Consider the following 18,372-nt stretch of genomic DNA (forward strand, 5'->3'; position numbering starts at 1 on the left):
GTCAAACAAGCGACGCGACCCAGGTCGCGCCGCACTGTATTTCTGCCTGACAAGATACCACGGCTTAAGGCGCGGTTCTGCCCTTGAGGGGCGCGGCCAGCTGGCGGTGGCAGCGAGCCAGCAGATCGGCGGTGGTGTCCCAGTCGATGCAGGCATCGGTGATGGAGACGCCGTAGCGCATCTCGGACTTGGGCTGCTCGCTGGACTGGTTACCCTCCAGCAGGTTGGATTCGAGCATCACCCCGATGATGGAGCGGTTGCCCTCCTGGATCTGGTGGATGACGTTGTCCGCCACCTTGGGTTGCAGCCGGTGATCCTTGCTGGAGTTGCCGTGGCTGCAATCCACCACCAGACCGGGCAGCAGACCGGCTTTTTCCAGCGCCTCTTCCGCCAGGGACACATTGACCGAGTCGTAGTTCGGGTGCTTGCCGCCGCGCAGGATCACGTGACCATCCGGGTTGCCCTGGGTCTGCAACAGGGCGACCTGGCCCTGCTGGTTGATACCCATGAAGGCATGGGGGCTGGAGGCCGCCTGCAGCGCATTGATGGCGGTGCCGAGGTTGCCGTCGGTGCCGTTCTTGAAGCCGACCGGCATGGAGAGGCCGGACGCCATCTCCCTGTGGGTCTGGGATTCGGTGGTACGGGCGCCGATGGCCGACCAGGAGAACAGCTCCGCCAGGTATTGCGGGCTGATGGGGTCCAGCGCCTCGGTAGCCAGCGGCAACTCCAGCTCGGCCAGCCAGCACAGCAGCTCGCGGGCGCGGTGCAGCCCCAGCTCCACGTCGAAGGTACCGTCGAGGTTCGGATCGTTGATAAAGCCTTTCCAGCCGACCGTGGTGCGTGGCTTCTCAAAGTAGACCCGCATGACAATGTAGAGAGAATCCTGATAGGCATCATGCAGCGCTTTGAGTCTGGTTGCGTACTCTTTGGCGGCGTCCATGTCGTGAATGGAGCAGGGTCCACAGATCACCAGCAGACGGTGATCGCGACGATGGATGATGTCGGCGATGGTGTTGCGGGCCCCTTGCACGAATGCCAGCGCCTGGTCGGAGATGGGTAACTTCTCCTTGAGCTGGGCAGGCGTGATCATCACTTGTTCGGACTGGATATGGATGTTGTTCAGGGGATCTCTTTGCATTTTCTCATTCTCTCTACTGTATCAAGCCAAAAGCGCGACTGTATTTTTATGTTTACACAAGTCAGCACTTTGTTACGCAACCGCCCCCACCTTACCAAGGAAAAACAAACAATCAAGTGAAACCAGCGGTGGAATGGCTTAACAGGTGAATAAACGACCACCTTCGGGGCTTGGACAGCCATAAAATCGGGTGCCCGCCATAGCCAAAGAACAAAATATCGTAACCATAAGTTTACGCCTGACTGTATTGGATGAGTCGTTATCGGCCCCCCAGATCCCGGCCATAAAAAAGCGGGGCACCTGGCCCCGCTTGCGTTCCCGACCTCTCTTCTTCTATTTATCCGTTGTTGTGCGCCTTGATGACCGCCACCGCCTTGTCCGGGAAGTCGCTGAATACCCCGTCCACGTCCGCCTGATAGAGGAAGATGTTGAGCAAGTCACTGAAATCCTTGGCATAGGCCGGGATCTGGCCTTCATCTTGGCGGAAGGTATAGGGATGTACCTTGAGGCCGGCGGCGTGCGCCTCCTTCACCATGCCGGTGATGACCGGCTTGCCGAGGGTGCCCGGTTCGGTGACGACCATCGGCTTCCAGGGACCGATGCCATCGGCGTAGGTGGCGATGGTTTTCATGGCCCCCGGCTTGAACATCCAGTCGTAGTCATAGGGGCTCGCCTTGCCCTTGGCGTCGTAAACCATGGTCTCGTTCCAATCGGTCTCGGCCATCAGTTGCACCAGTTTCAGATCCATCCCCAGGGCCGGCATCAGCTCGCCATCGATGCGTTTGAGCTCATCGGCATCGAAGCTCTGCAGGTAGATCTTGCTCTCTTTATTGGTGTAGCCGTACTGCTTGAGCACCTTGAGTACGGCGCTGGAAATGTCCTTGCCTTCGTGGCGGAACAGCCAGGGCGCCTTGATCTCCGGGTAGATGCCGATGTTGTTGCCGGTGCTCTTGTTGAGCCCCTGGATCATCTCGATCTCTTCCTGGAAGGTGTGGATATTGAAGCTCGACTGCCACAACGGGAAGCGCGCCGGGTAGACCGGCACCTGCTTGCCATCCACCAGCTGGAACGGCTCGGTCATGCGCAGGGAGCGCACCTCGGCCAGGGTGAAGTCCACCACATAGTAGCGCCCATCGGCGCGGGCACGGCCCGGGAAGCGCTCGGCCACGTCGGTGATGCCGTCAAGGAAATGATCGTGCATCACCACCAGCTGGTCATCCTTGGTCATCACCAGATCCTGCTCCAAGTAATCGGCGCCCATACCATAGGCGAGCGCCTTGGAGGCCAGGGTGTGTTCGGGCAGATAGCCGGAGGCGCCGCGGTGGGCGATCACGATTTTTCCTTCATCGGCGGCAAGGGAGGGCAATGCGAGGGCGGCCCCCAGGCCAAGGACGACCAGGGAGAGAGGCAGTTTTTTCATGGATTGTGCTCTTTATTATTGTGTTTTGAATGTAGGTTGTTGTTATAGCAGAGGTTTATTGCAGTTTTACGGCGGGCAGCCAGGGCCGCCCGCCTTCTTTATATCAGCTTGCCTTGGGCAGGGCCTGATGTTGATCCAGCCAGGCCTGCAGTTGCTGCTGTTCGGCCTGGGACAGGCGCAGACCCAGCTTGCTGCGGCGCCACAGGATATCTTCCAGGGAATGAGCCCACTCGCGGCTCATCAGGTAGCGCACTTCCGACTCATACAAACCGGCGCCAAAGTGCTGGCCGCGCTCCTCGTGCAACCACAGGCGGGCATGGCTGCCGTAAGCTTCGGCGATGCGGCGCGCGGCGCGCTCATCCAGCCAGTCGAATTCCAGCTGATAGGCGCGGGCCAGCTCGGCGGTGGTGCAGTCGAACTCGCCGCCGGGCAGACGGCTGGTCGCGGTCCAATCTTCGCCCATCTGGCCGAACCAGGGCTTGAGCTTGTTGCAGGCAGCCTGGGCCAGCTTGCGATAGGTGGTGAGCTTGCCACCAAACACCGACAGCAGCGGTGCACCGTCGGACTCGCCGGACAGCTCCAAGGTGTAGTCGCGGGTCACCGCCTGGGGGGAGTCGGACTCGTCATCGCACAGCGGTCGCACCCCGGCGTAGGTCCAGATGACCTCTTTGGGATCGATCTGGCGGGTGAAGTGGGCGTTGACCACCTTGCACAGGTAATCCACTTCGACGTCGCTGATCTTCGCCTCCCGCGGATCGCCCTTGTGCTCCACGTCCGTGGTGCCGATCAGCGAGAAGTCCTGCTGATAAGGGATGACGAAGACGATGCGATTGTCCTCGTTTTGCAGTATGTAGGCCTCTTCGCGCTCATGGATGCGCGGCACTATGATGTGGCTGCCCTTGATGAGCCGGATCCCGCGCGGGGACTTCTCGTGCAGGCTCTCGTCATAGAAGGTCTTGACCCAGGGGCCGGCCGCGTTGACCAGGCCACGACAGGTGACGTTGAACTGCTCGCCGCCGGCGCGCTCCAAGGTCAGGGTCCAGTGTTTGGAGCCGCGCACCGCCTTGATGCAGCGGGTGCGAGTCTGCACCTCGGCGCCCTTGTCACGGGCCAGCATGGCGTTGAGCACCACCAGCCGGGCATCGTCGACCCAGGCATCGGAATACTCGAAGCCCTTGTTGATGCCATTTTTCAGGCCATCTTGCGGCAGGAAACGCACGCCGCAGCTGCCCTTGAGCTTGTCGCGCTTGGCCAGGTTGTCGTAGAGGAACAGGCCGGCGCGGATCATCCAGGCCGGGCGCAGGTGCGGGCGATGGGGCAGCCGAAAGCGCATGGGACGGGCGATGTGCGGGGCCATGCCGAGCAGCACCTCCCGCTCCGCCAGCGCCTCTTTCACCAGCCGGAATTCGTAATGCTCGAGATAGCGCAGGCCGCCGTGGATCAGCTTGCTGGAGTTGGAAGAGGTGGCCGAGGCGAGATCTTGCGCTTCGAACAACGCCACCTTCAGCCCCCGCCCCGCCGCATCCGCCGCGATGCCGACCCCGTTGATGCCACCGCCGACGACGACCAGATCATAATGTTCGCTCATGTTCACCTACTTTCTTATTTTGGGTTTGCCATGATGGCAATGTTTGATTTCGCTCATATTAGAACATGAAAAAGCGATAAACGAACATTTTATGAGGGAAATGTGATCGCGATTGTTCTGACAATGCTAAAAATGCTGCCAGTCGGTGACAATGCCTTCGCAATGGGGCGAAGAAGGCTCTCGATACAGCACTGGGTGACGTCAGGAACGGAGATGGCGCAGGAGGGCGGCGGGTCGAAAAGAGGCGGGAAGAGGATGAAAAGCGGCCGCCAGAGCGGCGGCCTGATGCCAATACGGGTTAGCCGTTGATCCGCAGACAGATCAGCAGATATGGCACTCGATCTGATGCTGGGACATCAACCGCATCAGCTTCTCCGGCGGCTCCTGATCCGTGAACATGGCGTGGATCTGGCTGAGGTTGCCGAGATTGACCATGGCATTGCGGCCGAACTTGGTGTGGTCGGCGGCCAGGAACACCTGGCGAGAGTGGGCGATGATGGCCTGGGCAATCTTCACCTCGTGGTAATCGAAATCGAGCAGGGAGCCGTCGTTGTCGATGCCGGAGATGCCGATGACGCCATAGTCCATGCGGAACTGGCCGATGAAGTCGCGGGTCGCCTCCCCGACGATGCCGCCGTCCCGGTTGCGGATCTCGCCACCGGCGATGATGACGGTGAAGTCATCCTTGGCGGTGAGGATGCTGGCGACGTTCAGGTTGTTGGTGACGATGCGCAGCTCGCGGTGATCGAGCAGGGCACGGGCGATAGCCTCGGTGGTGGTGCCGATATCGATGAACAGTGAGGAGCCGTCCGGGATGTTGGCGGCCACCTCGCGGGCGATGCGCTCTTTCTCCTTGAGCTGCATAACCTTACGGGCACTGTAGGCGGTATTGACGGTACTCGAATGCAGGGAGGCACCGCCATGATGGCGCCGGATCTTGTTCTGCTCGGCGAGATCGTTCAGATCCCGGCGAATGGTCTGGGGGCTGACGTCAAAATGGGTCACCAGATCGTCGGTCGAGACAAATCCCTGCCGCGTCAGGACGTCTAGGATCTCCAGATGTCGTTGGGTTTGCTTCACGCTTGCACTCCGATGATGAGACGAAAAAAGGCCCCGGCGATGCGGGGCCTTGGTCAGTCTACCTTATCCCTTTTCGAATCGATAAGGGCAGGATCACGTTTTATGCCTTATCGGCAGCCGCCTTGCGGGCCGCCACGGCGATGTTCTCATGCTTGAGGGTCATCGCCAGCAAGATGATGGAGAGCACGCAAGATGCCGTCAGCACCATGAAGCCACCGTCCCAGCCGAAGTGGTCAACGGTGTAGCCCAGCATGGCGTTGGCCGCCACGGCGCCACCCAGATAACCAAACAGCCCGGTGAAACCGGCAGCGGTACCCGCCGCCTTCTTCGGTGCCAGCTCAAGGGCATAGAGACCGATCAGCATGACAGGGCCGTAGATGAGGAAGCCGATGGCCACCAGCGCTAGCATGTCGACGGTCGGGTTGCCGGCCGGGTTGAGCCAGTAGACCAGCACGGCGACGGTCACCAGCACCATGAACAGGATGCCGGCCGGTGCGCGGCGGCCCTGGAACATCTTGTCAGAGATCCAGCCGCACAGCAGGGTGCCCGGGATCCCCGCCCACTCATAGAGGAAGTAAGCCCAGGAGGAGTGATCCACGCTGAAGTCTTTGGCTTCTTTCAGGTAGGTCGGTGCCCAGTCCAGCACACCGTAACGAATCAGGTAAACGAAGGCGTTGGCGATGGCGATGTACCACAGCAGCTTGTTGTGCAGCACGTACTTCATGAAGATCTCCTTGGCGGAGAACTCCTTCTCGTGGCTTTCGTTGTAATCCTTCGGATAGTCGTCCTTGTACTCCTCGATGGGAGGCAGGCCGACGGATTGCGGGGTGTCGCGCATCACGAAGAAGGCGATCACCGCGATGGCCGCAGCCGCGGCTGCAGGCACATAGAAGGCGCTGCGCCAGTCGTTGAACCAGCCCATGCCGAGGATGAACAGCGGGCCTATCATGCCGCCGCCGACGTTGTGCGCCACGTTCCAGACGGCAACCACTTCGCCGCGCTCTTTCTGCGACCACCAGTGCACCATGGTGCGACCACAGGGAGGCCAGCCCATGCCCTGTACCCAACCGTTCAGGAACAACAGCACGAACATGATGGCGATGCTGGAGGTAGCCCAGTGCACCGTCCCCATCATGAACATGATACCGGCCGACAGCAGCAGGCCGGCGGAGAGGAAATAGCGCGCGTTTGAGCGATCCGACACGTTCCCCATCAGGAACTTGGACAGACCGTAAGCAATGGAGACCCCGGACAGGGCCAGGCCCAGATCACCGCGGGAGAAGCCCTGCTCGATGAGATAGGGCATCGCCAGACTGAAGTTCTTGCGAACCAGATAGTAGCCGGCATAACCGAAGAAGATCCCGAAAAACACCTGCCAACGCATGCGCTTGTAGAAGGGATCGACCTTGTCGGCGGGTAGCCGGTCGATGTGGGGTGCAGGCCTGAAAAGACTAAGCATGTTCTGCTTCCTTATTGTTGTAGTGGGCGGTTGAGAGCGCCCTGGTCCAGCCAACGACCAGACGAGTCCTGATTCGTAAGCGAGCCAATTGTGCTCATTTGTGAACATTTAATCTGTGATGCAGACTCAAATATTGCAGATTTATTACAAAATAAATCACCAAATGAGTGATCGCTCATCGAGATCCAGCCCTTGCAGCGCAAGGCTTTCACTTACCTCATAAGGAGTAATTGTGGCGATGATGATTGCTTTTCGTCACATTTTCTTAGCAATGAGTGGGATCTTGTCCACATTTCCGGTGGCGGGGGTATGGTGAATTGGCACAGAAGGGTTATTTTCTCTCCCGTCCAAGAACGAGCGTAAACGAGCATAACGTTTGCGCCGACTCAAACAACAACAAGAAACGTTTTCGGGCGCAATAGATGGGACAAAACGACAACGAAATGGAACATCAAACCTACTCTGGGTGGATAAAAGGAATAAACGTATGAGCATACAAAGACCCAATACCCTGCTTGGCGAGTGCATCGCCGAGTTTATCGGAACCGGCCTGCTGATCTTCTTCGGCGTCGGTTGTGTGGCGGCCCTGGTGCTGACCGGTGCCAACTTCGGGCAATGGGAAATCTCCATTACCTGGGGCCTCGGTGTCGCCATCGCCATTTATGTCACCGGTGGCATCTCGGGTGCCCACTTAAACCCTGCCGTGACCCTGGCACTGATGACCTTCGCCGGTTTTGACAAGCGCAAAGTGGTGCCCTACATCATTGCCCAGATAGCGGGCGCCTTCTGCTTCGCCGCCCTGGTCTACTTCCTCTATGGCGGCCTGTTCACTCAGTGGGAGCTGACCCACAACGTGGTGCGCGGCAGCGTCGAGAGCCTCGGCACCGCCGGCATCTTCTCCACCTACCCCAATCCCCTGCTCTCCAACCTGCAGGCATTCGCGGTCGAGCTGGTGATCACCGCCGTGCTGATGCTCGGCATCATGGCGCTCGGTGACAACAACAACGGCGCCCCCAAAGGCTTCGCCGCCGCCCTGCTGATCGGTATCCTGATCGCGGTGATCGGCGCCTCCCTCGGCCCCTTAACCGGTTTCGCCATGAACCCGGCCCGTGACTTTGGCCCCAAACTGTTCGCCTTCGTCGCAGGCTGGGGTGATGTGGCCCTGACCGGCGGTCGTGACAACCCCTATTTCTGGGTGCCCATCCTCGGCCCCATCGTCGGCGCCCAGCTGGGTACCGCCCTCTATGTGAAAGTGCTGGCTCCCTGCGTACCGGGCAACCGTGTCGCCACTACCGAAGAAGCCGCCAAACTGTCTAATAAAGAAGAGGCCGCCGCCTAAGAGCGGTTCCTAACGTGGAAAATAAGAACGTGGAGAACATCATGTCTGCTGAAAAGAAATATGTCGTCGCCCTGGATCAAGGCACCACCTCGTCCCGCGCCATCGTGTTTGACCAGGATGCCAATATAGTCGCGACCTCCCAGCGCGAATTCACCCAGCACTACCCCAAGGCGGGCTGGGTCGAGCACGATCCCATGGAGATCTGGGCGACCCAGTCTTCCGTCTTCACCGAGGTGCTGGCCAAGACCGGCCTGCACAGCGAGCAGATCGCCGCCATCGGCATCACCAACCAGCGTGAAACCACAGTGGTGTGGGAAAAAGCCACCGGCAAACCCATCCATAACGCCATCGTCTGGCAGTGCCGCCGCACCGCCGCCATCTGCGAGGAGCTCAAAGCCCGCGGTCTGGAAGAGTACGTGCGCGACAACACCGGCCTGGTGCTGGATGCCTACTTCTCCGGCACCAAGGTGAAATGGATTTTGGACAACGTGGAAGGTGCCCGTGAGCAGGCGATGAACGGCGAGCTGCTGTTTGGCACCATCGACACCTGGCTGGTGTGGAAGATGACCAACGGCGAGGTGCACGTCACCGATCCGACCAACGCATCGCGCACCATGCTCTACAACATCCGCGATCTGAAGTGGGATCAGCGCATGCTGGACGAGCTCGGCATCCCCATGTCCATGCTGCCGGAGGTCAAACCCTCCTCCGAGGTTTATGGCTACACCACCCGTGGCGGCGGCGCCCGCATTCCCATCGCCGGCATCGCCGGTGACCAGCAGTCCGCCCTGTTCGGCCAGCTCTGCTTCGAGAAAGGCATGGCCAAGAACACCTATGGCACCGGCTGCTTCATGCTGATGAACACCGGCACCGAGCCGGTTCGCTCGAACAACGGCCTGCTGACCACGGTCGCCATCGGCCCGAAAGGGGAAGTGAACTACGCGCTGGAAGGGGCGGTGTTTATGGGCGGCGCCACCATCCAGTGGCTGCGCGATGAGCTGAAAATCATCCACGATGCGCGCGACACCGACTACTTCGCCTCCAAGGTGGGCGATACCAACGGCGTCTACCTGGTACCGGCCTTCGTCGGCCTGGGCGCCCCTTATTGGGACCCGTACGCTCGAGGCACCATGGTCGGCCTGACCCGAGGCGCAAACCGCAACCACATCATCCGCGCTGCGCTCGAATCCATCGCCTACCAGAGCCGCGATGTGCTCGACGCCATGCAGCAGGACTCCGGCATCAAGCTGGCAGCCCTGAAAGTGGACGGCGGCGCCGTGGCCAACGACTTCCTGATGCAGTTCCAGTCCGACATGATGCACACCCCAGTGGTGCGCCCGACCCGCATCGAGACCACCGCCATGGGCGCCGCCTTCCTGGCAGGCCTCGCGGTTGGCTTCTGGCAGAGCTCGGACGAGCTGCAGGACAAGTTCAGCGTGGATCGCGAGTTTATCCCGCAGATGGATCACGCGGATCGGGACAAGCGTTACAACGGCTGGAAGAAAGCCGTAGAGCGCTCCCGCCGCTGGGCCGAGGACGAGTGATAGAGCGACCATCCCTTTTCCCTTAGCTAACAAAGAGGCCGACAGCGATGTCGGCCTCTTGTTTATGCTGTAAAAATCATCAAAAGCAGCATGAATACACTGTCAAAATCGGCTCGTCACAGCTCATGGGCGCCGAGTCGCTCCTTCAAAAAGTCGAGCCAGACCCGCAGCCGGATGTCGCGCTGGGCATCGGAGTAAAACACCCCGTGGATGGGACGGGACGCCCCGCTGTTGCTGCGCGCCAGCACCTCCACCAGGGCGCCGCTCGCCCTGTCCTGCCCGGTCATGAAGTCCGACAGACAGACGATCCCCTGATCCGCCAGCGCCAGTTGACGCAGAGTCTCGCCGCTGCTGGCGCGCAGGGTCGGGGTGATGGCAAATCGGTCCCCTTGCTCTGCGCTTAACAGCGGCCAGTGGTTGAGGTGATCGGGGTGCAAAAAACCGAGCAGCTCGTGCCCTTCCAGCAGATCCGCCGGCTGGCGTGGGGTACCGCGCTCTGCCAAATAGCCAGGGGACGCCAGCAGCCGCAACTTGGAGCGACCGAGCGGCAAGGCGCGCAGGGAGGAATCCGTCAGCTCGCCGATGCGAATGGCCATGTCCACCCGCCGCTCCATCAGGTTGATGAAGCCCTCGGAGCTGTGCAGTTGCAGCTCGATGCCAGGGTAGCGGCGGCGAAACTCGCCGATAATGGGCACCAACCGGTGCAGGATGAAGGGGGTAGCGGCATCGACTCGCAATATGCCCTCGGGTTGTTCCCGGCGCATCAGCAGGTGGCTTTCGGCCTCGCTCATCTCGGTCAGCACCTTGACCGCCCGTTGATAGAACCAGCTCCCCTCCTCGGTCAGGCTGACCCGGCGGGTGGTGCGGTTGAGCAACACGGTGGCGAGCTTCTCTTCGAGCCGCTTGATGCCGCGGCTCACCACTGAGTTGTCCATCCCCAGGTTCTCCGCCGCCTGGCGAAAGCTGCCCGCCTCCACCACGGCCACAAACAGGGTCAGTTCATCGGAATGGGTCTTCATTGTTGTTATCCCGGCAAGAGCAATGGCGTTTTATAGACGCAATGTCGATAAATAGGCAAGCCAAAATCGTCGAGCCAGCGCGCGATGGCGCCTGCACCACGCCAATATGAACAAGCCCCACGGCGTGGGGCTTGCATCGACATCGGCCTTCGGCCGATGGGTTATTTCAACTTCTCGATCTTGGGCGGGGTCCAGCTGCCATCGAGTATGGGTTTCTCGCCCCAGTAGGCGCGGATGTAGAGGGAGAAGTGACCCTCGGGGGCCGGCAGCCAGTTGTTGAGCTCAGTCTTGGCCGGCGCCTTGCGGCTCACGTGGATGGTGAGAGAGCCGTCGGGATTGAGTTTCAGATCCTTGTTCTTGGTGCCAAGCGAATAGCGGTTGAGCTCGTTCGGGCTGAACAGGTGTTTGCTGTTGTAGAGAGTCAGGGACCAGAAGCCCTTCACCGGCGGCAACTGCCCCTTGGCGAAGGTCACCCGATAGCTGTGGGCACCGTCGAGCTGCACGCCGCCGCCATCGTTGTCCGTGTAGAAGTACTGGGTCTCATCGGGTTTGTTGTCGAACATGTTCGACTTGGAGGTGCCGGTGCGGTTGTAGTAGTCCACCCCGAACTGGGCGTTGTTCTTGGAGCGGTTCCAGCCGTTGCCCGCTGGCACCCCGTTGTTCTGCCACTTGAAGAAGTCGGCGATCACCGTCTTGTCGGTCTGCTCCGCCGCCTCGTTCATCCACTGGCGCACCTTGGGATCCTGCTTGCCGGCGGCGACCAGATGGCGGAACTGGGCATAGAGCGCCTCTTCACCGGGCAGCGGCGCGACCTTGGTCAACACATTGTCCAGCTGATCGAAGAACTTGTCCGGGATGACCCACTTGGTCTCCCCGGCGCTGGGATTGGGCTTCTCGCCGATGGAGGGGATGTTGGCGTAGTCATAAGACTTCATCTTGCCGTCGAACTTGCTGAGCGGGTAAGTCATCACCTCCCGCACCGGTGCCTGGATGGCCGCGCGATCGGCCTTGGTGTCATCCATCTGCACCCGCGGGATCACGTTGGCCATCTCGGTGGAGGAGCGGATGACTCCTTCGATCCCCTTGGGAATCTCACCCTGCCAATTTGGCCCCACCAGCAGGTAGAAGCCGGGCTTGGAGCCATAAGGCTTGCCGAGGTTCGCTATCTGATCGGTGCGGGCATCGTAAATGGCGTAGACCCAGAAGCGATCGCCAAAGTCCGGCACCTGGATCACCACCGGTTCTTTATCCAGCTCGAAGAAGCCGAGCCCGTAGACCACGTCCTGATTCGGGCAGGTGACAAAGGTTTCTGCTGGTTTGATGTAATCCGTCAGCATGCTGAGCTGCCCCATGGGGGCGACCGGCACCATACCGCCGTTGAGGGCCGGATAGGGTGCCTTGGTGATGGTGGCCCGGCGATTGAACTGGTTCACCATGGGATAACCCCAGATGTAAGCCTGCTGGGCGATGGCCTTCACATAGGCTTCCGGCATCTGCACCTCGGCCACAGGCTTGCTGAGTTGATCGAACGCCGTGGGATGGGGAATGGTCAGGGGGGCCGACTGGGCCATAGCCCCCGCACTCAGCGCGAGCGCGGTCAACCAGACGAGTTTCTTGAGTTGCATCTATGTCTCCTCACAGGAATGTTCCCGGCGTGGCACCATGGCCACACCGGGACTGGGTCTGACTCACTTGCTTACCTTGACCAGATCGTCCGGGATCCAGGTCTGGTCATAGAAACCGTCTTCGGTGCCATAAAGGCGCAGCGCCACCAGGAAATTACGCCCCTCGATGGTCTTGATAAAGGCACTGTCTGCGACATCTTTTGGCTTGCTGGGCCCGAACCAGAGATCGATGGAGCCATCCTGGTTCTTCGGAATGTCGTAATAACCGTTGGTGGAGGGCAGCAGCTGATCCGTCTCCGGCATGGTGCCGTCGGTGATGTTGTAGGCGGTCACCGCCCAGAACAGGGCCGCCGGCGGGTTGGCTGGCAGATGCAGCTTGTAGGTGTTGCCACCGTCCAGGTGCTTGCCGTCTTTATCCTTGGTCGCATAGGGATACTTGGAGCCCGCCCCCGTGGTGTGCATCACCATGGCCGCCGCACTCGAGTAGGCAATCTGGAAGAAGGCGGCGCGCTGGTTCTTGTCCAGGGTGCCGTACTGCATCCACTCGGCGGTGGCCCCCGCCCAGGAGTTCTCCCACTGGCGGTTCGGGTAGTAGAGCTGGCGCTGATCGTCACGTCCCACCTGACGGCGGGCCAGGATCATGCGAGGCGCCATCTCTACCGCTTTTTTAAGCGCCGCCTCTTGCTCCTTGGTCGGGTTGAACGGCTTGCCTTTGACGATGCCGATGCTGAGCAGGGCGCTGCGGGTCTGATCCGGAATGGCCGTCAGCGGTTCGTAATCGACGAACGCCTTCAGTTTTTGCCAATAAGTCCCATCCGTCGGATACATCATGGTGACCCGCTTGCCGCTCGCATCCGGGAACTGCATCGGTTTGACATCCTTCTCCACGTCCCACAGGGGATAGACCCGGGTGGTTTCGGCATTCTTGACCGCCGGGGCCGGATCCGGCTTGCCCTCCCCCTTGCCCATGATGGTGCGGAAGAACAGGAAGACGTTGTAGGTCGATGACTTGAACGCGAAATACCCTTGCGGCACCGGCCCTTCATAGTCTGGCGGCAGCAGGAGGTAGAGGCCGCCACGGGCGCGATCCGGGCCGATGGCCCCCACGTCCGTGATGGTCTGCTGGAAGAAGTCGGTGAACATGCCGATGACGTTGGCCGGCGCCTTGATGACCAGCGGACCGGTCTTCTTGAGATCCAGATAACTCATGGAGTAGATGACGTCGCCATTGGGGGTCGGCACCACGGCGCGGCTGTCCATGCGCTGCTTCCACACCGGCAACACGTTGTAGCCGCTGCCAAAGGCGGCCTCTGAGCCATCGCGCAGACCTATGGTGTTCATCAGCGGCAGGGAGACCAGATAGGCCTGCACCGCGTCCTGGTAGTAGAGCTCGTCGCTCAGGGTTTTCGCTTCGGACTCCGCCAGCCAGTTGCCTTTGTTCAGCTGGGTCATCAGGGGGGACATGGGCGCTTCCGCCCGCGCCATCATGGGGCTGGCCCCGAGCAGGGCGATGAGGATCGTCGATGCGAGATATCCATATTTCATATGCGATGCCTTCATTTGTGTCGTCGGCGAGAGATGTCTAATGAGATGCCGCTTACGAGAATGGTCTCTGTTGAGTGCATGGTCAACACAACATGGGATTAACGTATATGCTTCTTTCGAAATGAAAATACGCAAAATGCAGTACACAGATGCCTTGGCCATCCGGCCGAATTCATGCCAATCAGGAGGGATGAAATGAAATACAAGGGAAGCTGCCACTGCGGCAAGGTGGCATTCGAAGTGGAGGGGGAGCTGACCCAGGCCATGGCCTGCAACTGCTCCATCTGTCAGCGCAAGGGATCCCTGCTGTGGATGCTGCCGCGCGCCAAGATGACGCTGCTGACCCCGGACGAGGCGGCCAGCACCTACACCTTCCACAAGCACGTGGTCAAACACCGCTTCTGCCCGGTCTGCGGCATCCACCCCTATTGCGATGGCGTGGATCCCAAGGGCAATCACATCGTCGCCGTTAATATCCGCTGCCTGGAAGGGGTCGATCCCGACGCATTGCCGGTGCAGCACTACGATGGCCGGGCCCTGTGAGCGGGCGCTGAGCCCAGTCATTCGCACGCCGGGGCAATCGAGCCCTGGCGTGCGATAAGTCCCCCGTAGCACAGCTTCTTCCCGCCACCGACCTGCCCCCTCGCTTTACCCATTCCTAGCACCGAGGATGTGATCCTGTGCATACACCCCAGCCGCCAGTTAGGCTACAATCGGCGCCCACACAGGGATGTTCGGAGCCGGCGTATTTTCGCCAGCCCTGCTCTGCCGTCACACAAAGGAAGCACGATGTCATTTGAACACCGCCTGTTCGCCGCCCATCAAGAGCTGGCCAGCAAGGGCGTGAAGGTAATTAACTACGACCCACCAATAAGCCGCCTGCTGCGCCGAGCCGGCTGGCAACTGAGACCGCCCCACTATGAGCGCTTTATGATCAACCTGATCACCATGGGGCTACCGATAGGCATCATCTGGGGTCTGCTGATGTGGTTCTTCGGCTGGGAGCATGAGGTGAGCCTGGGGTATGCCCTGCGCCAGACCGGTGTCTTTGCCATCGGTGTCGGCCTGCTGATGGCCATCGCCTTCCAGATTCGCCGCCGACAGCTCAAGCTGACCCCCTGGGAGGCACTGCCCAGCTCCACCCCACAGACCCAGAAGCGCTGGCAGCCCAAATAATCGCGGCGCCGCCATCACAGATCGTTTGAAACAACAGGAAGCAGCCATGACCAAGGCTCATGAAAAACTGAACTACGTGGAGTTTGCCGCCAGGGATCTCGCGGCCACCAAGGCCTTCTTTACCGCCACCTTTGGCTGGCAGTTTGTGGATTACGGCCCCGATTACGCGGCCTTTGCCGGGGAAGGGCTCGATGGCGGCTTCTATCGGGCGGATCTCTGCGGCCAGAGCGTCCAGGGCGGCGCCCTGCTGGTGTTCTACAGCGCCGATATCGAGGCGACCCAGGCCAAGGTGTTCCAGCACGGCGGCACCATCATTCGCCCGCTGTTTGACTTCCCCGGCGGCCGCCGCTTCCACTTTGTCGAACCCAGCGGCAATGAATTTGCGGTCTGGTCAGAAGCGGCAACGGCCTGATTGATAACCCGCAAGGCCGCCAATTCCCCGGTATGGGCGGCCTTGTGGACAATGAAGAGAAGCGCGTTCATCCGTCGTCTCCTGGGCCCATCTCAGTCTCGCTCGCCCCCATTGCTGCGCTCTCCTCAATAGTGTTTTGCGGCTGCCGCCCTGTTTCCCCCCTTCCGCCGCGGGCATACTGACTGCCGTTTCATCGAGGAGGTTCGGATGTCATCTGCTGTTATCGTCATTGCCCAACTAGAAGCCAAACCCCAATTTAGCACCGAGTTTCGAGCCGCCCTGACACCGCTGATCGCGGCAACCCTGCAAGAAGTCGGCTGCCTGCGCTACCAACTGCACCAGAGCCTGGATAACCCCCACGGCTGGATGCTGCACGAAGAGTGGGAGAGCGACGCCGCGCTCAAGGCCCACCAGCAGACGCCCCACTTCATCGCCTTCGTGGCCAACACCGAGCACTGGTTTGCCAGCAGCACCGTTCGCCGCTATCAGTTGAGCTGACCGCCTGCACCATTTTGCTGCCCATCGGCAGGTTCAGCCACCGACGGCGACCCTGACTGATGAGCAACCCCGATAAACAAGAACGTAAAAATGCAGAACATGAGGAATTTGATAATGAAAATGCCAATGATGGGTCTGGGGACCTTCCGCCTGAAAGACCAACCCCTGCGCGATTCGCTGACCATGGGACTCGAGCTCGGCTATCGCCACATCGACACCGCCCAGATCTATGACAACGAGGCCGAAGTCGGCCTGCTGATGAGCGAGAGCGGTGTGCCCCGCCAGGATATCTACCTCACCACCAAGGTGTGGACCAGCGAGTTCGGCCAGGGCAAGTTGATCCCGAGCCTGAAGATAAGCCTCGAGAAGCTGCGTACCGACTATCTGGATTTGGCGCTCATTCACTGGCCCTCCCCCAAGGATGAGGTGCCGATGGCGGTCTATCTGGAGCAGCTGGCCGAAGCCAAGGCCCAGGGCCTGACCCGGGAGATCGGGGTCTCCAACTTCACGGTCGCCCAGCTTAAGGAAGCCATCGACATCCTGGGGCCGGGAGCCATCGCCCACCAGCAGGTCGAAATTCACCCGCTGCTGCAAAACCGCAAGGTGGTGGAGTTCTGCCGCGAGCAGGGCATCGCCATCACCGCCTATATGCCGCTGGCCTACGGCAAGGTGCTCGCCGAGCCCCTGATGCAGCAAATTGCCGCGCGCCATGGCGTCTCGGCCGCCCAGGTCTCCCTGGCCTGGCTGCTGGCGCAGGACATGACGGTGATCCCGAGCTCCACCAAGCGCGCCAATCTGGCCGCCAACCTGGCCGCCCTCGAGCTCAAACTGAGTAGCGACGAGATGGCACAGATTGCCACTCTGGAGCGGGGCGAGCGCTGCGCCAACCCGGACTTTTCACCTGCCTGGGATTAATCCATAAGAATATTTAACTACATCATGATTGCGTGAAAGCGGGAGGCACTGTGCCTCCCGCTTTTTTTGGTTGGGTGCGCTACCCACGTCATTTCCCGCCCGCTAAACCCCGATCTCATCGTTGTCATTGCTGCAAATTGATCAAAAGTAATTTGATGTTATCGTCATTTTTGCCAACAAACTCCAGGGGCATACTGGCGCCATTCTCCCATCGGGAGCCATTATCCAAGGAGTTTGTATGCCACTGGCATTATTTGCCCTCACCCTGAGTGCCTTTGCGATCGGCACCACCGAATTTGTGATAGTCGGGCTCATTCCCACCATCGCCGAGCAGCTTCACGTATCCCTGCCCTCGGCCGGCCTCTTGGTCAGCCTCTACGCCCTCGGCGTCGCTATCGGTGCGCCGCTGTTGACCGCGCTGACCGGCAAGCTGCCGCGCAAGTGGCTGCTGGTCGGCCTGATGGCGCTGTTCACCGCCGGCAACCTGCTGGCCTCGCAGGCGCCCGGTTACGAAAGCCTGATCGTCGCCCGGGTGCTGACCGGGCTGGCCCACGGGGTCTTCTTCTCGGTGGGTAGCACCATCGCCACCGGTCTGGTGGCCAAAGAGAAGGCGGCCAGCGCCATCGCCATCATGTTCAGCGGCCTCACCGTCGCGCTGGTGACCGGCGTGCCGCTTGGTACCTGGATTGGCCAACAGTTTGGCTGGCGCGAGACCTTCCTGGTGGTCAGCCTGCTCGGCCTCATCGCCATGGTGGGCAGCCTGCTGCTGATCCCGAGTAACCTGCCCAAGGGCGCCGCTTCCAGCATCCGTGAGCAACTCTCGGTGCTGACCAAGAAGCCGCTGCTGCTGGTCTACGCCAAGACCGCACTTGGCTACGGCGGCGCCTTCACCGCCTTTACCTTCCTCGCCCCCATACTGCAACAGGTGAGCGGCTTTGGCGCCAACGCGGTCAGCCTCATTCTGCTGGTGTACGGGGTATCGGTGGCGGTCGGCAATATCTGGGGCGGCAAGCTGGCGGACAAGATGGGCCCCCTGCCCGCCCTGAAACTGATGTTTGCCGGGTTGGCCCTGGTGCTGCTGATGCTCACCTTCACCGCGCCGCACCCTGTGTTGGCGGTGCTGACCGTGCTGGTGTGGGGCGCCTTCGCCTTTGGCAACGTGCCCGGCCTGCAGGTGCTGGTGGTGAAACAGGCCGAGATCCATACCCCCAACGCCGTGGACGTGGCCTCCGGTCTCAACATCGCCGCCTTCAACGTCGGCATCGCGCTCGGCTCCGTGGTCGGTGGTCAGGTGGTGGAGCATCTGGGGTTGATGCACACCCCCTGGATTGGGGCCCTCATAGTGCTGCTGGCCTATGGCCTGACCCACGTCAGCGAGAAGCGCGAAGCCAAATTGGCGCTGGCCATCTAATTCGCCATGCAGACGCAAGACCAAACGAAAAGGCCGACACTGGGTGTCGGCCTTTTTCATTTCCAAGGCGAAGAGACTCAAGACTCCTTGAGATCCTCATCCGCGGCCCAGCGCGCCTCCAGCCAGAGCAGGTTGACCAGGCCGCACAGCAGGGCAAACCCCAGCCCCAAAATCCAGGTGAAATACCACATATCGAAACTCCC

17 protein-coding genes are annotated in these 18,372 nt (G+C 60.5%); 8 read left to right on the forward strand and 9 right to left on the reverse strand.

What is annotated here, in order from left to right; all coding sequences use genetic code 11:
• Positions 1-64 precede the first annotated feature (64 nt).
• The 5 genes from BN1137_RS10170 to glpT all read right to left on the reverse strand — a co-directional run bounded on the left by BN1137_RS10170 (position 65) and on the right by glpT (position 6,685).
• Positions 65-1,138, reverse strand: a complete 1,074-nt coding sequence (locus BN1137_RS10170) for a 3-deoxy-7-phosphoheptulonate synthase (RefSeq protein WP_050718488.1) — start codon at positions 1,136-1,138, stop codon at positions 65-67.
• A 337-nt stretch (positions 1,139-1,475) separates the two neighbouring features.
• Entirely contained in the window at positions 1,476-2,558 is a 1,083-nt protein-coding gene (gene glpQ, locus BN1137_RS10175) for a glycerophosphodiester phosphodiesterase (protein ID WP_050718489.1), read from the reverse strand.
• Between the two features lie 103 nt (positions 2,559-2,661).
• Positions 2,662-4,146: a glycerol-3-phosphate dehydrogenase gene (glpD, locus tag BN1137_RS10180; RefSeq protein ID WP_050718490.1), complete on the reverse strand. Its 1,485-nt coding sequence runs from the start codon at positions 4,144-4,146 to the stop codon at positions 2,662-2,664.
• A 321-nt stretch (positions 4,147-4,467) separates the two neighbouring features.
• A complete protein-coding gene (locus BN1137_RS10190; RefSeq protein ID WP_050718492.1) occupies positions 4,468-5,226 on the reverse strand; it encodes a DeoR/GlpR family transcriptional regulator in 759 nt (252 codons plus the stop codon).
• Positions 5,227-5,326: 100 nt separating this feature from the next.
• Positions 5,327-6,685 (reverse strand): glycerol-3-phosphate transporter, encoded by a 1,359-nt coding sequence (gene glpT, locus BN1137_RS10195; RefSeq protein WP_050718493.1) that lies wholly within the window; start codon positions 6,683-6,685, stop codon positions 5,327-5,329.
• Between the two features lie 487 nt (positions 6,686-7,172).
• On the opposite strand from glpT, the gene BN1137_RS10200 reads away from it, so the two are divergent.
• Both BN1137_RS10200 and glpK read left to right on the forward strand, forming a co-directional pair.
• Positions 7,173-8,024 (forward strand): MIP/aquaporin family protein, encoded by an 852-nt coding sequence (locus tag BN1137_RS10200; protein ID WP_050718494.1) that lies wholly within the window; start codon positions 7,173-7,175, stop codon positions 8,022-8,024.
• 41 nt (positions 8,025-8,065) lie between these two features.
• Positions 8,066-9,568, forward strand: a complete 1,503-nt coding sequence (gene glpK, locus BN1137_RS10205; protein WP_050718495.1) for a glycerol kinase GlpK — start codon at positions 8,066-8,068, stop codon at positions 9,566-9,568.
• A gap of 116 nt (positions 9,569-9,684) precedes the next feature.
• On the opposite strand, the gene BN1137_RS10210 is transcribed toward glpK, so the two are convergent.
• The 3 genes from BN1137_RS10210 to BN1137_RS10220 form a co-directional block, all read right to left on the reverse strand.
• Entirely contained in the window at positions 9,685-10,587 is a 903-nt protein-coding gene (locus BN1137_RS10210; RefSeq protein ID WP_050718496.1) for a LysR substrate-binding domain-containing protein, read from the reverse strand.
• A 161-nt stretch (positions 10,588-10,748) separates the two neighbouring features.
• Complete coding sequence (locus tag BN1137_RS10215; RefSeq protein WP_050718497.1) at positions 10,749-12,212, reverse strand: DUF1254 domain-containing protein; 1,464 nt, start codon at positions 12,210-12,212, stop codon at positions 10,749-10,751.
• 63 nt (positions 12,213-12,275) lie between these two features.
• The gene (locus tag BN1137_RS10220) at positions 12,276-13,757 is read right to left on the reverse strand and encodes a DUF1254 domain-containing protein (RefSeq protein WP_050718498.1); all 1,482 of its coding nucleotides are present in this window, start codon (positions 13,755-13,757) and stop codon (positions 12,276-12,278) included.
• 195 nt (positions 13,758-13,952) lie between these two features.
• Between BN1137_RS10220 and BN1137_RS10225 the strand changes: the two genes are divergently transcribed.
• From BN1137_RS10225 to BN1137_RS10250, 6 genes are all read left to right on the forward strand, one after another.
• Positions 13,953-14,300, forward strand: a complete 348-nt coding sequence (locus BN1137_RS10225) for a GFA family protein (protein WP_050718499.1) — start codon at positions 13,953-13,955, stop codon at positions 14,298-14,300.
• Positions 14,301-14,546: 246 nt separating this feature from the next.
• Positions 14,547-14,933 carry a DUF6404 family protein gene (locus BN1137_RS10230; protein ID WP_050718500.1) on the forward strand — a complete coding sequence of 129 codons (387 nt, stop codon included), beginning with the start codon at positions 14,547-14,549 and terminating at the stop codon, positions 14,931-14,933.
• A 46-nt stretch (positions 14,934-14,979) separates the two neighbouring features.
• Positions 14,980-15,345, forward strand: a complete 366-nt coding sequence (locus BN1137_RS10235; RefSeq protein ID WP_050718501.1) for a VOC family protein — start codon at positions 14,980-14,982, stop codon at positions 15,343-15,345.
• Between the two features lie 207 nt (positions 15,346-15,552).
• Positions 15,553-15,843, forward strand: coding sequence for a putative quinol monooxygenase (locus tag BN1137_RS10240; protein ID WP_050718502.1), 291 nt, complete (start codon positions 15,553-15,555; stop codon positions 15,841-15,843).
• Between the two features lie 111 nt (positions 15,844-15,954).
• The gene (gene dkgB / locus BN1137_RS10245) at positions 15,955-16,758 is read left to right on the forward strand and encodes a 2,5-didehydrogluconate reductase DkgB (RefSeq protein ID WP_050718662.1); all 804 of its coding nucleotides are present in this window, start codon (positions 15,955-15,957) and stop codon (positions 16,756-16,758) included.
• A 238-nt stretch (positions 16,759-16,996) separates the two neighbouring features.
• The gene (locus BN1137_RS10250; RefSeq protein WP_050718503.1) at positions 16,997-18,169 is read left to right on the forward strand and encodes an MFS transporter; all 1,173 of its coding nucleotides are present in this window, start codon (positions 16,997-16,999) and stop codon (positions 18,167-18,169) included.
• Between the two features lie 77 nt (positions 18,170-18,246).
• On the opposite strand, the gene cydX is transcribed toward BN1137_RS10250, so the two are convergent.
• Entirely contained in the window at positions 18,247-18,360 is a 114-nt protein-coding gene (gene cydX / locus BN1137_RS10255) for a cytochrome bd-I oxidase subunit CydX (RefSeq protein ID WP_005310033.1), read from the reverse strand.
• Positions 18,361-18,372: the final 12 nt, after the last annotated feature.

Origin of the sequence: Aeromonas tecta (assembly GCF_000820185.1) — a bacterium.
GTDB classification, from domain to species: Bacteria; Pseudomonadota; Gammaproteobacteria; order Enterobacterales; family Aeromonadaceae; genus Aeromonas; species Aeromonas tecta.

Excerpts from the sequence above, each read along its gene's own strand:
- BN1137_RS10170 (WP_050718488.1), bottom strand. The coding sequence starts at position 1,138 with ATGCAAAGAGATCCCCTGAACAACATCCATATCCAGTCCGAACAAGTG.
- glpQ (WP_050718489.1), bottom strand. The coding sequence starts at position 2,558 with ATGAAAAAACTGCCTCTCTCCCTGGTCGTCCTTGGCCTGGGGGCCGCC.
- glpD (WP_050718490.1), bottom strand. The coding sequence starts at position 4,146 with ATGAGCGAACATTATGATCTGGTCGTCGTCGGCGGTGGCATCAACGGG.
- glpT (WP_050718493.1), bottom strand. The coding sequence starts at position 6,685 with ATGCTTAGTCTTTTCAGGCCTGCACCCCACATCGACCGGCTACCCGCC.
- BN1137_RS10200 (WP_050718494.1), top strand. The coding sequence starts at position 7,173 with ATGAGCATACAAAGACCCAATACCCTGCTTGGCGAGTGCATCGCCGAG.
- glpK (WP_050718495.1), top strand. The coding sequence starts at position 8,066 with ATGTCTGCTGAAAAGAAATATGTCGTCGCCCTGGATCAAGGCACCACC.
- BN1137_RS10210 (WP_050718496.1), bottom strand. The coding sequence starts at position 10,587 with ATGAAGACCCATTCCGATGAACTGACCCTGTTTGTGGCCGTGGTGGAG.
- BN1137_RS10215 (WP_050718497.1), bottom strand. The coding sequence starts at position 12,212 with ATGCAACTCAAGAAACTCGTCTGGTTGACCGCGCTCGCGCTGAGTGCG.
- BN1137_RS10220 (WP_050718498.1), bottom strand. The coding sequence starts at position 13,757 with ATGAAATATGGATATCTCGCATCGACGATCCTCATCGCCCTGCTCGGG.
- BN1137_RS10225 (WP_050718499.1), top strand. The coding sequence starts at position 13,953 with ATGAAATACAAGGGAAGCTGCCACTGCGGCAAGGTGGCATTCGAAGTG.
- BN1137_RS10230 (WP_050718500.1), top strand. The coding sequence starts at position 14,547 with ATGTCATTTGAACACCGCCTGTTCGCCGCCCATCAAGAGCTGGCCAGC.
- BN1137_RS10235 (WP_050718501.1), top strand. The coding sequence starts at position 14,980 with ATGACCAAGGCTCATGAAAAACTGAACTACGTGGAGTTTGCCGCCAGG.
- BN1137_RS10240 (WP_050718502.1), top strand. The coding sequence starts at position 15,553 with ATGTCATCTGCTGTTATCGTCATTGCCCAACTAGAAGCCAAACCCCAA.
- BN1137_RS10250 (WP_050718503.1), top strand. The coding sequence starts at position 16,997 with ATGCCACTGGCATTATTTGCCCTCACCCTGAGTGCCTTTGCGATCGGC.
- cydX (WP_005310033.1), bottom strand. The coding sequence starts at position 18,360 with ATGTGGTATTTCACCTGGATTTTGGGGCTGGGGTTTGCCCTGCTGTGC.